This window comes from Comamonas testosteroni ATCC 11996 (genome assembly GCF_000241525.1).
Classification (GTDB): domain Bacteria; phylum Pseudomonadota; class Gammaproteobacteria; order Burkholderiales; family Burkholderiaceae_C; genus Comamonas; species Comamonas testosteroni.
The window spans coordinates 225,258-238,975 of the sequence record NZ_AHIL01000038.1 but is presented as its reverse complement, the minus strand read 5'-3'; the positions used below and the strand labels follow the sequence as shown (position 1 = coordinate 238,975).

12 protein-coding genes are annotated in these 13,718 nt (G+C 62.7%); 7 read left to right on the top strand and 5 right to left on the bottom strand.

Annotation, left to right across the window (positions count from 1 at the left end):
- Nucleotides 1-55: 55 nt before the first annotated feature.
- Entirely contained in the window at nt 56-802 is a 747-nt protein-coding gene (locus CTATCC11996_RS17335; RefSeq protein WP_003078530.1) for a 16S rRNA pseudouridine(516) synthase, read from the top strand.
- 65 nt (nt 803-867) lie between these two features.
- Here CTATCC11996_RS17335 and CTATCC11996_RS17330 read toward each other — a convergent pair whose 3' ends face one another.
- The 5 genes from CTATCC11996_RS17330 to CTATCC11996_RS17310 all read right to left on the bottom strand — a co-directional run bounded on the left by CTATCC11996_RS17330 (nt 868) and on the right by CTATCC11996_RS17310 (nt 5,399).
- Nucleotides 868-1,680, bottom strand: coding sequence for a DNA/RNA non-specific endonuclease (locus CTATCC11996_RS17330; RefSeq protein ID WP_003078528.1), 813 nt, complete (start codon nt 1,678-1,680; stop codon nt 868-870).
- Nucleotides 1,681-1,975: 295 nt separating this feature from the next.
- Nucleotides 1,976-2,743 carry a hypothetical protein gene (locus CTATCC11996_RS17325; protein ID WP_003078522.1) on the bottom strand — a complete coding sequence of 256 codons (768 nt, stop codon included), beginning with the start codon at nt 2,741-2,743 and terminating at the stop codon, nt 1,976-1,978.
- Between the two features lie 12 nt (nt 2,744-2,755).
- Nucleotides 2,756-3,193, bottom strand: coding sequence for an RNA-binding S4 domain-containing protein (locus CTATCC11996_RS17320; RefSeq protein WP_034349508.1), 438 nt, complete (start codon nt 3,191-3,193; stop codon nt 2,756-2,758).
- A gap of 32 nt (nt 3,194-3,225) precedes the next feature.
- Complete coding sequence (locus CTATCC11996_RS17315) at nt 3,226-4,701, bottom strand: sensor histidine kinase (protein ID WP_003078518.1); 1,476 nt, start codon at nt 4,699-4,701, stop codon at nt 3,226-3,228.
- A complete protein-coding gene (locus CTATCC11996_RS17310; protein WP_003078516.1) occupies nt 4,698-5,399 on the bottom strand; it encodes a response regulator in 702 nt (233 codons plus the stop codon). Before CTATCC11996_RS17310 ends, CTATCC11996_RS17315 begins: the two co-directional genes overlap by 4 nt.
- Nucleotides 5,400-5,534: 135 nt before the next feature.
- On the opposite strand from CTATCC11996_RS17310, the gene CTATCC11996_RS17305 reads away from it, so the two are divergent.
- From CTATCC11996_RS17305 to CTATCC11996_RS17280, 6 genes are all read left to right on the top strand, one after another.
- Nucleotides 5,535-6,500: a Bug family tripartite tricarboxylate transporter substrate binding protein gene (locus CTATCC11996_RS17305; RefSeq protein ID WP_003057571.1), complete on the top strand. Its 966-nt coding sequence runs from the start codon at nt 5,535-5,537 to the stop codon at nt 6,498-6,500.
- 225 nt (nt 6,501-6,725) lie between these two features.
- Nucleotides 6,726-7,319 carry a tripartite tricarboxylate transporter TctB family protein gene (locus tag CTATCC11996_RS17300; RefSeq protein WP_003078514.1) on the top strand — a complete coding sequence of 198 codons (594 nt, stop codon included), beginning with the start codon at nt 6,726-6,728 and terminating at the stop codon, nt 7,317-7,319.
- Nucleotides 7,319-8,836, top strand: a complete 1,518-nt coding sequence (locus tag CTATCC11996_RS17295; RefSeq protein WP_003078511.1) for a tripartite tricarboxylate transporter permease — start codon at nt 7,319-7,321, stop codon at nt 8,834-8,836. Before CTATCC11996_RS17300 ends, CTATCC11996_RS17295 begins: the two co-directional genes overlap by 1 nt.
- Before the next feature lie 213 nt (nt 8,837-9,049).
- Complete coding sequence (locus CTATCC11996_RS17290; protein WP_420795094.1) at nt 9,050-10,579, top strand: sigma-54 interaction domain-containing protein; 1,530 nt, start codon at nt 9,050-9,052, stop codon at nt 10,577-10,579.
- An 85-nt stretch (nt 10,580-10,664) separates the two neighbouring features.
- Nucleotides 10,665-12,653 (top strand): acetoacetate--CoA ligase, encoded by a 1,989-nt coding sequence (locus tag CTATCC11996_RS17285; protein ID WP_003078502.1) that lies wholly within the window; start codon nt 10,665-10,667, stop codon nt 12,651-12,653.
- A gap of 47 nt (nt 12,654-12,700) precedes the next feature.
- Nucleotides 12,701-13,582, top strand: coding sequence for a 4-hydroxyphenyl-beta-ketoacyl-CoA hydrolase (locus CTATCC11996_RS17280; RefSeq protein WP_003078499.1), 882 nt, complete (start codon nt 12,701-12,703; stop codon nt 13,580-13,582).
- The last annotated feature ends 136 nt before the right edge of the window (nt 13,583-13,718 follow it).

Sequence of the window (13,718 nt, the reverse complement as noted above, 5' to 3'; positions counted from 1 at the left end):
ATCAATCGGTATTCTTGATATTGCTTGCGCAGTAGCGGACATGGAAAGGATGAGCATGCAGCTGCAGGACATGTTGTATTCACAGGGCTTTGGCATTCGCCGCGTGTGCTCCGGCTTGGTGCAGCAAGGCTGGGTGGAGCTATTGAACCCGCAGACCTCCGACTGGGAAAAGGTCCTGGATTCCACTCAGCAGGTGGATCCCGAAGGTTTGCGCTTCAGGGTGCAAGGCGTGGAGTGGGAGTATCACGAGCTGGGTTATGTGCTGCTGAACAAGCCAGCCGGCACCGAATGCTCGCAAAAGCCATCGGCCCATCCCAGTATCTATACCTTGCTGCCGGCTCCGCTGCGTCAGCGACCCAACAAAGGGGCGGTGCAAGGTGTTCAGGCGGTGGGTCGTCTGGACCAGGATACGACGGGCATGCTGCTGCTCAGCGACGATGGCCAGTTCATTCACCGCATGTCGTCGCCCAAAAAGCATGTCTCCAAGGTTTACCGGGTGACTTGCAAGCATCCGGTGGATGCCAAGCAGATACAGCGGCTGCTGGATGGTGTTGTGCTCGACGATGATCCCAAGCCCGTCAAGGCAGCGGCCTGCGAGCAGGTGGACAGCCATGTGCTGGATCTGACGCTGACCGAGGGCAAGTACCACCAGGTCAAGCGCATGATTGCGGCCGTGAGCAATCGGGTCGAAGGTCTGCATCGCAGAAGAATCGGCGGCCTGGAGTTGCCCGCAGAGCTGGAGCCCGGCCAATGGCGCTGGCTGACGGCGGATGAGCTGGAGTTGTTCAAGCCGGGCAAGTAAGGCGGACAACAATAAAAAGCCTGCTGGCTTGCGCCAGCAGGCTTTTTGATTGGCGACACGTGAAATCAGTGTCGCTGCGCAGGGAGCATGGATGTCTGCTGGAGCTTGCCCGAGGCTTGCAGCGGCGTGCCAGGCAGGAATTCGATGCCGGTGCGGCGCACCAGCTCCGCGTAGCTGATGGGCTCGGTGACGCGGGCCGCATCATCATTGGCCTGCCAGTGCGCCCAGGCACGCTGGCTCTGAGCGTCATAAGCCAGCTTGTAGAGAAAGCTGGGCACACGCACCTGGTTGTGGCCGACGGAGGCGGCGCCGGCATCAAAGACCGGGCCGGTGATGATGTAGACATCGCCCTGGGCCCGTTGCGCATAGCTGCGTGTGTCTTTTTCGATGCGGGCCCAGGGGCCTCCGTTCTGCTTGATGGACTGGGGCACCATATTGGCCAGCGAGAAGCTCTGGGCCATGGCCTGTGCGGTCGGCATGTCACCAGCGGGAGCCATGTGGCCGCGTGAGTAGCCGGAGCGCTTGTAGTCGTCCAGCTCGGCGCGTTCATCACGGGGCAGGCGGGCATCGCTGTAGAACTTGTTGGTGCGCTTTTCGTCGGCATCGGCGACAAGGGCCTTGTTCAGACGCTGAGCGACGAAGACGGGAGTCTTGCTCTGGCCGCTGTGCAGCACGGCAAACGCGTCATAGCACAGCGCACGCAGCTTGGGCTGATCGCTGAGTATGGGAGGCTTGCCGCCGGCAAAGAACTGAGGGCATTGGTCAAAGCCCTGGGTGCTGCGCGTGGGATTGCTGACCTGGATGAGCGATGCGGGACTGGCCGCTGCCGGGGGTGCAGGCATCCTGGCGGAGCAGGCCACGCTGCTGATGGCCAGCATTGCGATGCCGGCATGGCGCAGCCATAGCGGGACTCGTGAGGAGAAGGAGGAAAGCGGTGCTGAAAAAGCGGAAGACATGCGCGAAAAAGGCCGAGGGAGATGAAAAGAGTGCCAGCAGCCCAGGCGCAAGAGCGAGTCTGGCCGTCATCGAGGACGATTGATTGCTACTCAAATAAGAGCTGCTTGCGCAAGCTTGGAAAGCTTTTAAAGTTAAAAGGTTCCTGAAAAGCTTTGTAATAAAGCGCTAAGTGCTCATATTTTATGAGGGTGGGCTTTGCCATAGCCAAGCCCCGGCTTACTTCGCCCAGTTGCGAATCCCCGAGGGCGCTCCATGCATGAGCAGAATCTGCAGTGCGGCTTGGGTTTGCAGATGCAGTTGCCTGAGCGCCTCATCTTTCTGGGGCGGCAAAATGTACTGGCCCTGCGCGTTCCTGGCGTAGGGCTTGCCCAGAATGTCGGCCATATCGATCTGATAGTAGCTGCGGTCGCCGTACGGGCGCTTGCCGTCGATATAGGGCAAGGGCCAGATCGCCTGACCGTCTTCTTCCTCAGCCAAAACATAAGGCAGGTCATCGGTACCGACTTCACGCCACAGGGCGCCATGCAGCAGCGTCAGGTGTTCGGGACGAAAGTCGAAGCTGCTGTCTGGCGCCTGACCTGGGAAGTCGGGAGGCAAGGCATAGCGACCGGGCGCCAAGGCGGCGGTGGCTACAAACTGCGGCAGCCAAAGGCAGACCTCGGCCAGGAGCCGAGTGGCCAGAGCAGGATCGTGACTGCGCAGCACTTGCTGGGCGGTGTCGAGGGTGGACAGATCGCCGCCAAAGGGCTGCACGGGATCGAAGCCGGGTGCTCCCGACTCTATGGGCATCCACTGCACCCGCAGCAGGCGTATCAGCAGCAGATGCTGGGCGCTCAGTGGCGGCAGCGCCTGGCTGAAGACGGTCTGGATCACGGATCGACGTTCGGTACTGCCCTGGCGCTGGCGCAGCCACGGCCAGCTCAAGGCGCCGGTCGCCGCAACTGCGAGGGTGGAAAGCGTGGAGATCAGCAGCCTGCGCTTCATGGGCGAAGGTTTTCAATCATCGATGGAGGCACTCCAGCGGTCGCCCCAGCCGCTGCTGCGCTGTACGCGGTCGATTTCGCGGCGATCGCGCTTGGTGGGGCGGCCTGTGTGCTGTGCCGCCAGTGCTTCGGCGGGCTCGGGTGCCAGGCGGCGCTGCTCGGCCAGCTGTTCTCGCTGGGCAATGCTTTGCGCCGTTTCCTCATACAGCTGCTGGGCCACGGGCGCAGGGCCGCGCATGCCGCTCAGCCCGCGCACTATGACTTCTCTGGGAATATTGCCCTGGCGCAGGTGGATGTGGTCGCCCGGGCGGATTTCACGCGAGGCTTTGGCATTGGCGTTGTTGACCGTGACCCGGCCTTTGCCGATTTCCTCCACGGCCAAGCTGCGGGTCTTGTAGAACCGCGCGCACCACAGCCATTTGTCCAGACGCATGGATTCAGTTTCACTCATATCGGTATTTTGCGGCGTGAAGGGATGGCGATTCAAGTCAGAGCTGTATCCATGTCCTGGGTATCGCCATTGTGCAGGGGCAGCTGAATCAGCGCCTGCAGGCCACGCACGCGGCCGAGTCCGTCGTGCAGATTGCGCAGCTCGATCTGGCCGCCCAGGGTTTGCACGATCTCCTGGCAGATGGCCAGGCCCAGGCCAGAGCCGCTGCGCGCGTTGCCCGCCGAAAAAGGCTGGAACAGCCGCTGGGCCAGTTCATCGTCGATGCCGCTGCCGCTGTCTTCGATACTCAGCTGTGCCATGCCGTCGTGCGCGCGGACATAGACCTGCAGACTACCGTGCCTGGGCGTGTGGCGTATGGCGTTGTGCAGCAGGTTGCGGGTGAGCTCGCGCAGCATCCATTCATGGGCGGCCACGCAGCAGGCCTGGGTTTCGATGCCGAAGTCCATGTCGTGATCGGCAATCAGCGGTGACAGCTCCAGCGCCACGTCGCGCACGATATCGTCGAGCTGGGCAAGCATGGCGCCGCTCTGGTTGCTGTCTTCCTGGCGCAGCTGCTCGACCTTGGCCAGGGCCAGCATCTGGTTGGCGACGCGGGTGGCGCGGTCCACCGTGTCGTCGATCTCGGCAAAGGCCTGGGCCGGTGGAATATCGCCGCGCTTGGCCGACTGCACCTGAACCTTGAGCACGGCCAGCGGCGTGCGCAGCTGGTGCGAGGCGTCGCGCACAAAGCGCTTCTGATTGCTCAGCAGGCCTTGCAGGCGTTGCATGGTCTGGTTGGTGGCTTCCAGCAGGGGCTGGACTTCGCGCGGCATCTCGGGAGCTGCCAGCGGACTCAGATCTCCCTGGGCACGGCCCTGCAGGTCCTGGCTGAGCTGGCGTATGGGCTGGGTGGCGCGCTGCACCACGATGATGACGATCAGCGCGACGACCAGCACCAGCAGGGCCTGACGAATCAGGGTGTCACGCAGAATCTGCAAGGCCAGGGATTCGCGCAGCTCCAGGGTTTCGGCGACCTGGATCACGGCCATGCCGCGTCCGTCGGCACTGGCAACCGGCTGCAGCAGCACGGCCACGCGCACGGGGTGGCCGCGAAACTCGTCGTCATAGAAATCCACCAGCGCCGCATAGGGGGGGCGCTGCGGAATCTTGCCGTTCCAGACAGGCAGCTCCGCAAAGCCCGAGATCAACTGTCCGTCCAGAGTGGAGACGCGGTAGAACATGCGGCTCTGGTTGTCGGCCTCGAAGATTTCCAGTGCCGAATAGGGGACGATGGCGCGCAACTGTGCCTGATCGTCGTATCCGGTGACGCCGATCTGCTCGCTGATGCTTTTGGCCGAGGCCAGCAGGGTTCTGTCATAAGCCGTGTGCAGCGATGCCAGGGTTTGCTGATAGAGGCTCCAGGCATTCAGGGCAATCAGCGCCAGCACAGGCAGCAAGATGCCGGTGAGCAGCAGGCGCCGCAGCGACCAGGCTGTCCTGGGCCGCGTCCTTGCCGGACGGGCTGTCATGCCGCCGCCTCGGCTTTGACCAGATAGCCCAGACCGCGCAGCGTGACGAGCTGCACGCCGGTGCCGCCCAGCTTTTTGCGCAGCCGGTAGGCCACGACTTCCACGGCCTCGTACTGCACATCGACCTCGCCGGGGAAGACCAGGCTGAACAGCCGCTCCTTGGTGACCGCATGGCCGGGTCGTGCCAGCAGCGCATGCATCATGGACAGCTCGCGCGGGGTCAGCTCCAGAACCTTGCCGTCAAGATAAATGGCACCGCTTTCCTTTTCATAGCGCAATGCGCCCAGGGTGACAGTTTCAGAAGCCGATCTGGGTGTGAAACTATCCTGGCTGCGGCGCAGCAGGGCGCGCAGGCGCGCTTCGAGTTCGTCGAGGTCAAAGGGCTTGGCCAGATAGTCGTCGGCACCGGCATTCAGACCCATGACGCGGTCGCCCACGGTGCCGCGCGCGGTCAGGATCAGCACCGGCGTGCGCAGGCCCATGGCCCGGGCGCGCTCCAGCACCTGCAGGCCGTCGAGGCCGGGCAGACTCAGGTCCAGCACCACGGCATCAGGTTCGCGGGTCTGCCAATGAGCAAGGGCACTGGGGCCGTCGGCCGCCACATCCACACTCAGGCCGCGGCGCATCAGAGTGCGCTGAAGCGTGGTGCGCATGGCGGAGTCATCTTCAACAAGCAGTAATTGCATGCTGCCGAACATAGCACTGCGCTGCGAATGCGAAGACAACTCGTGAAACTACCGGACTTGCTTAAGGGATAGCCCTAGGTGATTGGACAGCCGTTTGACAGGCAGGCTGTCCATGATTGCATTCACCAACTACATAAGGAGTACATCATGCGTCGTGATACGTTTCTGAAGTCTCTGGCAGCCCTGGCGGCGGCCGGTGCTTTGCCCCTGTCGGCCCAGGCCGCGGCGGCCATCAAGATGATGCTGCCCGCCAACCCGGGTGGCGGCTGGGACACGACAGGTCGTGCCCTTGGCAAGGCCTTGCAGGACGCAGGTGTGGCTTCTTCCGTCACTTATGACAACAAGGGCGGCGCTGCCGGCGCCATCGGTCTGGCCCAGTTCGTCAACGGCAGCAAGGGCGATCCCAATGCCATGATGGTCATGGGCGCCGTGATGCTGGGCGGCATCATTACCGGCAAGCCTCCCGTCAATCTGAGCCAGGCCACGCCTTTGGCGCGCCTGACCAGCGAATACAACGTGTTTGTGCTGCCCGCCAACTCGCCGTTCAAGAACATGGCGGAAGTGGTGGCCCAGCTCAAGAAGGATCCCGGCTCCGTCAAATGGGGCGGTGGCTCGCGCGGCTCCACCGAGCACATTGCCGCGGCCATGATCGCCCGTGAGGTGGGCGTGGACCCCGCCAAGATCAACTACGTGGCTTTCCGTGGGGGCGGCGAGGCCATCTCCGCCATCCTGGGTGGCAACGTCACCGTGGGCGGCAGCGGCTTCAGCGAATTTGCCGAATACATCGCGACCGGCAAGATGAAGCCCATCGGCGTGACCTCGGCCCAGCGCCTCAAGGGTGCGGCGTCCAGCGTTCCCACGCTCAAGGAGCAGGGCATCAACGTGGAAATCGGCAACTGGCGCGGTGTCTATGGCGCTCCCGGCATTTCCAAGGCCCAGCGCGACGAGCTGGTCGCCCAGATCGAAAAAGCCACCAAGAGCAAGGCCTGGGCCGAAGCGCTGCAGAAGAACGACTGGACACCCGCCTGGCTGGGCGGCGATGCCTTTGGCAAGTTCGTTGACGACGAGTTCGCCAGCCTGCGCGCCACCATGGCCAAGTCCGGCATGATCTGATGATCACCAGGCCGCTGCGTCCTGCAGCGGCCTTTCCAGGACATGGCACAGGGCTGGCGACTTCAGCCCTGATCGCGTTGTGTCCTGCCGTTTCTCCCCCGCACTGATTGATGGTCTGCTCCTGACGGCGCAAGCCAGGGTTTGTGCAACCCCATGATGCCGTGGGAGCTGCCGCAAGGCGGCTCTGGCGGGTTCCGAAAACCATTGAAATCAAACACATTCATCATGTCTGATTCATTCCAAGATCTGGCCCGGGCAGCGGAGGCCGCACAGGTTTCGGCCTATGCAGACCCCGACGAGCCGCAGAGCCCCAACGTACCGTCCAAGAGAGCGCAAACCATTGTCGGTGCAGGCGTGCTGCTGGTCGCTGCGGGACTGGCCTTTGGCGCACTGCAAATTCCTTCGGACTCCGGCTACGGCGGTGTCGGTCCCAATTTCCTGCCCTGGGTCTGCGCAGTGGTGCTGGGTATCTGCGGTGCCTTGCTGATCTGGGAAGCTCGCAGCGGTGGTTTTCGCCATGCGGCCGACCCGGGTGGTCAGCCCAAGGCCGACATCCTGCCCTTTGCCTGGGTCTCGGCCGGTCTGCTGGTGAATGCGGCCTTGATCAGTACCCTGGGCTTTATTTTCAGCTGCACCATCTGCTATGTGCTGGCCGTGCAGGGCCTGCGCCGCGCTTCGCATCAGCCCCAGGCGTCAGCACCGGGTACCTGGGTCAAGGATGTGATCACGGGGCTGTTGATTGCAGCCCCGGTGTTCTGGATGTTTACCAAGTTCCTGGCCATCAATCTGCCTGGTCTGACTGAAACGGGGTGGCTGTAATGGATATCTTCAATGCTTTGATGGCTGGCTTTGCCACCGCCATCACGCCCGCCAATCTGCTGTGGGCTCTGGTGGGTTGTGCCCTGGGTACGGCTGTGGGCGTGCTGCCTGGTATCGGCCCGGCCGTGGCCGTGGCCATGCTGCTGCCCATCACCGCCAAGGTGGATGTGACGGCATCCATGATTTTCTTTGCCGGCATCTACTACGGTGCCATGTATGGCGGCTCGACCACATCGATTTTGCTGAACACGCCCGGCGAGACGGCATCCATGGTCACGGCCATGGAAGGCAACAAGATGGCCAAGAGCGGCCGAGCCGGGGCGGCGTTGGCAACCGCTGCGATCGGCTCGTTTTTCGCGGGTACCTTTGCCACCGTGGTGGTGACCCTGTTCGCTCCCTATGTGGCCGACTTCGCCGTGAAGCTGGGCCCGCCCGAGTACTTCATGCTCATGGTGCTGGCCTTCACCACCGTGAGTGCCGTTCTGGGACAGAGCACGCTGCGCGGCATGACGGCGCTGTTTGTTGGCCTGGCTGCGGGTTGCATCGGCATGGACCAGATCTCCGGTGCGGCGCGCTATACCGGCGGCAAGATGGAGCTGCTGGACGGCATCGATATCGTGCTGGTGGCCGTGGGCCTGTTTGCCGTGGCCGAAGTGCTATATGCCGCCATGTATGAAGGCAAGGTCGAGGAATCCCAGAACAAGCTGACGCGTGTGCACATGACCAAGCGCGACTGGAAGCGTTCCTGGCCCGCCTGGATGCGCGGCACGCTGCTGGGCACACCGTTCGGCTGCATTCCTGCCGGTGGCACCGAGATCCCGACCTTCCTGAGCTATGCGACCGAAAAGAAGCTGGCCAAGGGCGAAGACAAGGCCGAGTTCGGCGGCAAGGGCGCCATCGAAGGCGTGGCCGGTCCGGAAGCTGCCAACAATGCGACCGTGACCGCAGCCCTGATTCCGCTGCTGACTCTGGGCATTCCCACCAGCAACACCACGGCCGTGCTGCTGGGCGCTTTCCAGAACTACGGCATCAACCCCGGCCCCCAGCTGTTTACCAGCTCTGCGACCCTGGTCTGGGCGCTGATCGCCTCGCTGTACATCGGCAACGTGATGCTGCTGGTGCTCAACCTGCCCATGGTGGGCCTGTGGGTCAAGCTGCTGAAGATTCCGCGTCCCCAGTTGTATGCCGGCATTCTGATCTTCGCAACGGTCGGTGCCTACGGCATGCGCCAGAGCGCGTTCGATCTGTTCCTGCTCTACGGCATTGGCTTGCTGGGCGTGATCATGCGCCGCTTCGACTTCCCCACCGCTCCCGTGGTGGTTGGCATGATCCTCGGCCCCCTGGCCGAAGCGCAGATGCGCAACGCAGTGTCGATCGGCGAGGGCAGCTGGTGGATCTTCCTGCAGCGTCCCATGTCGCTGACGCTGATCATCATCGTGCTGGCCGTGCTGATCATTCCTCGCGTGCTCAAGCGCCTGTCGCAGGCCAAGCACGCCAGGGAGGCAAGCGCCGCCTGAGTCCGGTTTCCTAGCCTGCTGCGGGTGCTTCACGCATGGAGCCCGTTGCATTCATATCCCCTGTTCGGTGAGCTGGACAGGGGATTTTTTTTATGGAGGCCGGCTCGGTTCATAAGCGTGGATTCGTTGTCCGTTCAAGCATGGGTGGCGCAAGGAGCACGGCTACAGGTCTGTGCTGATGGTTGGGTTTCAATGTCGCCCTACCATGACGCGATGGAAATGAGCCAACTGCTACCCCACGATTTCGCTTGCGAGCTGCCCGATGATGCCGACGGCATCTATGCCCTGGCGGCACGGTCCATGTTTCAGCTGTTCTCGTCAATGAGCCAGGGCATGTTTCTGGTCGACAGAAGCGGGCGCATTGTCTGGGTCAACAAAGGCTACGAGCGTTTTTTGCCGCGCCTGGGAGTAGCCGGTGTGGGCGATTTTCTCGGGCATATGGTGGAGGAGGTCATCCCCAACACGCAGATGCGCAGCGTGCTGGAGACCGGCAAGCCGGTCCTGATCGATCTGCTGACCAATAGCGCCGGAACCTTTGTCGTCAGCCGCCTGCCGCTGCATGACGATGAAGGAGGCGTGATCGGTGCCATCGGCATTGTGCTGTTCGACCAGCCCGAGACGACCCTGCAGCCGCTGATCAGCAAGTTCGCGATGCTGCAGCGCGATCTCGATGAAGCGCGGCGCGAGCTGGCTGCCCAGCGCAGCCGCAGCTTGCAGGCGTCCGCACAAGGGTCGCGCCGCAGCAAATACAGCTTTGCCAGCTTTGTGGGCAGCAGCCCGGCTGCGGTCGAGGTCAAGCGCCAGGCGCGGCGGGCAGCCCAGTCCATGAGCCCGGTGCTGCTGCTGGGGGAGACCGGTACCGGCAAGGAGGTGCTGGCCCATGCCATCCATGCCGCATCGGCGCGGTCGGCCGGTCCTTTTGTGAGCGTCAACATCGCGGCCATTCCCGAGACGCTGCTGGAGGCCGAGTTCTTTGGTGTGGCACCGGGCGCATTTACCGGAGCCGACCGCAAGACACGCGACGGCAAGTTCAAGCTCGCCGATGGCGGCACCTTGTTTCTTGATGAAATCGGCGACATGCCCGCCAGCCTGCAGGCCAAGCTGCTGCGGGCCTTGCAGGAGGGCGAGATCGAGCCGCTGGGCTCCAACCAGATCGTGCATTTCGATGTGCGCGTAGTGGCCGCCACTTCTCGCGATCTGCTGCAGATGGTGCGCGACGGGCGCTTCCGCGAAGACCTGTTCTACCGGCTGCATGTGCTGCCCGTGCGCGTGCCGCCGCTGCGCGAGCGCAGCAGCGATATCCCGGCCCTGGTGGAAATGCTCTGCGAGGACCTGGCGCTGCGCAACGACATGGTGCCACCGGAGCTTGGCAAGGGCGCACTGGAGCTGCTGGTCGCACAGGCCTGGCGCGGCAATATTCGCGAGCTGCGCAATGTGCTGGAGCAGGCCGCCATGCGCTGCGATGACTCGCACATCGATGCCGGCCTGCTGGCACAGGTGCTGCGCTCGTCCGGGGTCGAGCCTCAGGCGCCGCATCGGCAGCCCCTGACTCAGGAGACTGTGGCGGCGAGGCTGGCGACGGGTGATCTGCTCAAGCCGCTGGCCGAGCAAATGGCTGATCTCGAAACCCGCGCCATACGGGCCGCGATGCAGGCCCATGGTGGCAACAAGCTGGCGGTGGCAAGGACGCTCGGCATATCGCGCGCCAAGCTATACGACCGGCTCGAGAAGCTGAATTTCTGAGTCATGCTAGGGATTGCCCTTGGTGAGTAGGACTTGGTTTGTTTTTATAGTTATAAAAAATATCTAATTTGAGTCCGGAGACAGCATGGCATTGGTACAAGGGCAGGAATTGTGGAGGCCCACGCAGCAGCAGCAGGAGCAAAGCGGCCTGCGGCATTACATGAACTGGCTGCGCGACAGCCGTGGCGGTGACTTCTCCGACTATGAGGCGCTGTGGCAATGGTCGGCAACCGATATCGAAGGCTTCTGGCGCTCCATCTGGGACTACTTCGACATTCAGGCCGATGGTGACCCCACGCAGGTGCTGGCCAGCCGCAAGATGCCCGGTGCCGAGTGGTTCCCAGACACCCGGCTCAACTACGCAGAGCACATCTTCCGCCAGGCCAGCGATCAGCGTCCGGCCATCATTGCGCGCTGCGAGGGCCAGGCTCCGGCCGAAGTCTCCTGGCAGCAGTTGCAGCGCGATGTGGGCGCCCTGGCGGCAAGCCTGCGCGGTCTGGGCATAGGGCGTGGCGATCGCGTGGTGGCCTATCTGCCCAATGTGCCGCAGACCGTGGTGGCGTTCCTGGCCTGCGCCAGCATTGGCGCCATCTGGTCCAGCTGCGCGCCGGAGATGGGTGTTTCCGTGGTGCTGGACCGCTTCCAGCAGATTGCGCCCAAGCTGATTTTCGCGACCGACAGCTACACCTATGCCGGCAGGCAGTTCGATCGCCGTGAAGTGCTGGACGAAGTGCTTCAGGGTCTGCCCGATATCGCCCAGGTGATTCATGTGCCTGGGCCCCTGTTCGGCAGCGATGCAGAGCATGCGGCCGTGCCCTGGCGCGACTGCATGAGCTGGGATGAGGCAACGCGCCATGCAGCGCCGCTGCAGTTCGAGCGCCTGCCGTTCGCCCATCCGCTGTGGGTGGTGTACTCCTCGGGAACCACCGGCCTGCCCAAGGCCATGGTGCACAGCCATGGCGGCATCGTGCTCACCCACCTCAAGACCAATCGCCTGCAGCACGATGTATTGCCCGGCGACCGCTTCATGTTCCTGGGCAGCACGGGCTGGATTGTCTGGAATCTGATGATAGGCAGCCTGCTGGTCGGCGCGACCGTGGTCCTGTCCGACGGCAACCCGACGGCGCCCAATGATGATGCGCTCTGGGACTTCATCGACCAATACCAGGTCAGTATCTTTGGTTGCGGTGCGGCCTTTCTCACCAAGAGCATGAAGGATGGCTTCGCGCCGAAGAAGGGACGCCAGTTCGAGAAACTGCGTGCCGTCAACTCCACGGGCTCACCGCTGCCTCTCGATGCCTACGCCTGGGTCTATGAGAACGTCAAAAGTGATCTGTGGCTGGCTTCGATCAGCGGCGGCACGGATATCGCCTCGGGCTTCGTAGCCTGTGCTCCCATACTGCCCGTCAATGCGGGCGAGATTCAGTGCCGCGAACTCGGCGTAGCCGCCCATGCCTTCAACGAACAGGGCCAGAAGGTGGTTGCCGAAGTCGGCGAGCTGGTGATTACGGAGCCCATGCCCTCCATGCCCGTGTTCTTCTGGAACGACGAGAGCGGGGCGCGCTACCACGACAGCTATTTCGATGTGTTTGCCGGCTACTGGCGCCATGGCGACTGGATCGAGTTCAGCGAGCGCGGCACGGCCGTGATCTACGGACGCTCGGACAGCACCATCAACCGCTTCGGCATACGCATGGGCACGGCGGAGATCTACCGTGTCGTCGAGGAGCTCGACGCCGTCAAGGACAGCCTGGTGGTTGACCTCGAATACCTGGGCCGACCTTCCTTCATGCCGCTGTTCGTGACCCTGGCCGAAGGCCAGGCATTGACGGGCGAGCTGACCGCCCAGATCAAGAACGCCATCAAGACCAAGGCCTCGGCACGCCATGTGCCCAATGTGGTGGTACAAGTGGCCGAGATTCCGCGCACCCTCACCGGCAAGAAGATGGAGGTGCCGGTGCGCAAGCTGCTGCTGGGAGCGGACGCCGCCAAGGTGGCCAGCCCCGATGCCATGGCCAATCCATCGAGCATTGATTTCTTCATTCATTTTCGAGAGCAGGTGCCGCAGGCGTGACAAGCGCTTGAGGCTGATTTCACTCAATACCCAAAGCAGACCCACCCATGAACCATCAAGATCTGATCGCCATCGACTTCCACACCCATGCGGAAGTCAGCTGCCGCAATCCCTTTGACAGCTATGGTGAGGAGTACGACCGCGCGGCCGACAAATACTTCGGCAGCTCGCTGCGGCCGACCATCGCCGAAACCATTGCCTACTACCGCGAGCGCAAGATCGGTCTGGTGATGTTCACGGTGGACAGCGAGGCGCAGCTGGGTCGCCGCCGCATCCCCAACGAAGAGATTGCCGATGCCGCGCGCGAGAACAGCGACATGATGGTGGCGTTCGCCAGCATCGACCCGCACAAGGGCAAGATGGGCGCGCGCGAGGCCGAGCGCCTGATCACCGAATGCGGCGTCAAGGGCTTCAAGTTCCATCCCACGGTGCAGGGCTTCCATCCCTACGACCGCATGGCCTGGCCCATCTACGAGGTCATCAACCACTACAAGCTGCCCGCCATCTTCCACACCGGCCACAGCGGCATCGGCAGCGGCATGAAGTGCGGCGGCGGCCTGCGTCTGGCCTATAGCAACCCCATGCTGCTGGACGATGTGGCCGTGGACTTCGGCGATATGCAGATCGTCATGGCCCACCCGAGCTTTCCCTGGCAGGACGAGGCAATCTCGGTGGCGCTGCACAAGCCCAATGTCTGGATCGATCTTTCGGGCTGGAGTCCCAAGTATTTCCCCAAGCAACTGGTGCAGTACGCCAACACCTTGCTCAAGGACCGTGTGCTGTTTGGCAGCGACTTCCCGCTGATTACGCCAGAGCGCTGGATGAAGGACTTCGAGGTCGCCGGCTTCAAGCCCGAGGTCATGCCCGGCATTCTCAAGGACAACGCCGTGCGGCTGCTGGAACTCGACAAAAAGCGCGAAGCAGCGTAAAGAACACAAGGATCACCGCGGTGATCCTTTTTCATGGCGCTGGAACCCCGGCCGAGGCTAAGCCAGAAGTAGTGTATGGAAAACATGCAATGTCTTTTTTTAAGACATTTTTTTGTCTGATTTTGAGGCAATAGGG

Bases quoted from the DNA above. Each gene is read 5' to 3' on its own strand.
- CTATCC11996_RS17335 (WP_003078530.1), top strand. From the start codon at position 56: ATGCAGCTGCAGGACATGTTGTATTCACAGGGCTTTGGCATTCGCCGC.
- CTATCC11996_RS17330 (WP_003078528.1), bottom strand. From the start codon at position 1,680: ATGCTGGCCATCAGCAGCGTGGCCTGCTCCGCCAGGATGCCTGCACCC.
- CTATCC11996_RS17325 (WP_003078522.1), bottom strand. From the start codon at position 2,743: ATGAAGCGCAGGCTGCTGATCTCCACGCTTTCCACCCTCGCAGTTGCG.
- CTATCC11996_RS17320 (WP_034349508.1), bottom strand. From the start codon at position 3,193: ATGAGTGAAACTGAATCCATGCGTCTGGACAAATGGCTGTGGTGCGCG.
- CTATCC11996_RS17315 (WP_003078518.1), bottom strand. From the start codon at position 4,701: ATGACAGCCCGTCCGGCAAGGACGCGGCCCAGGACAGCCTGGTCGCTG.
- CTATCC11996_RS17310 (WP_003078516.1), bottom strand. From the start codon at position 5,399: ATGTTCGGCAGCATGCAATTACTGCTTGTTGAAGATGACTCCGCCATG.
- CTATCC11996_RS17305 (WP_003057571.1), top strand. From the start codon at position 5,535: ATGCGTCGTGATACGTTTCTGAAGTCTCTGGCAGCCCTGGCGGCGGCC.
- CTATCC11996_RS17300 (WP_003078514.1), top strand. From the start codon at position 6,726: ATGTCTGATTCATTCCAAGATCTGGCCCGGGCAGCGGAGGCCGCACAG.
- CTATCC11996_RS17295 (WP_003078511.1), top strand. From the start codon at position 7,319: ATGGATATCTTCAATGCTTTGATGGCTGGCTTTGCCACCGCCATCACG.
- CTATCC11996_RS17290 (WP_420795094.1), top strand. From the start codon at position 9,050: ATGGAAATGAGCCAACTGCTACCCCACGATTTCGCTTGCGAGCTGCCC.
- CTATCC11996_RS17285 (WP_003078502.1), top strand. From the start codon at position 10,665: ATGGCATTGGTACAAGGGCAGGAATTGTGGAGGCCCACGCAGCAGCAG.
- CTATCC11996_RS17280 (WP_003078499.1), top strand. From the start codon at position 12,701: ATGAACCATCAAGATCTGATCGCCATCGACTTCCACACCCATGCGGAA.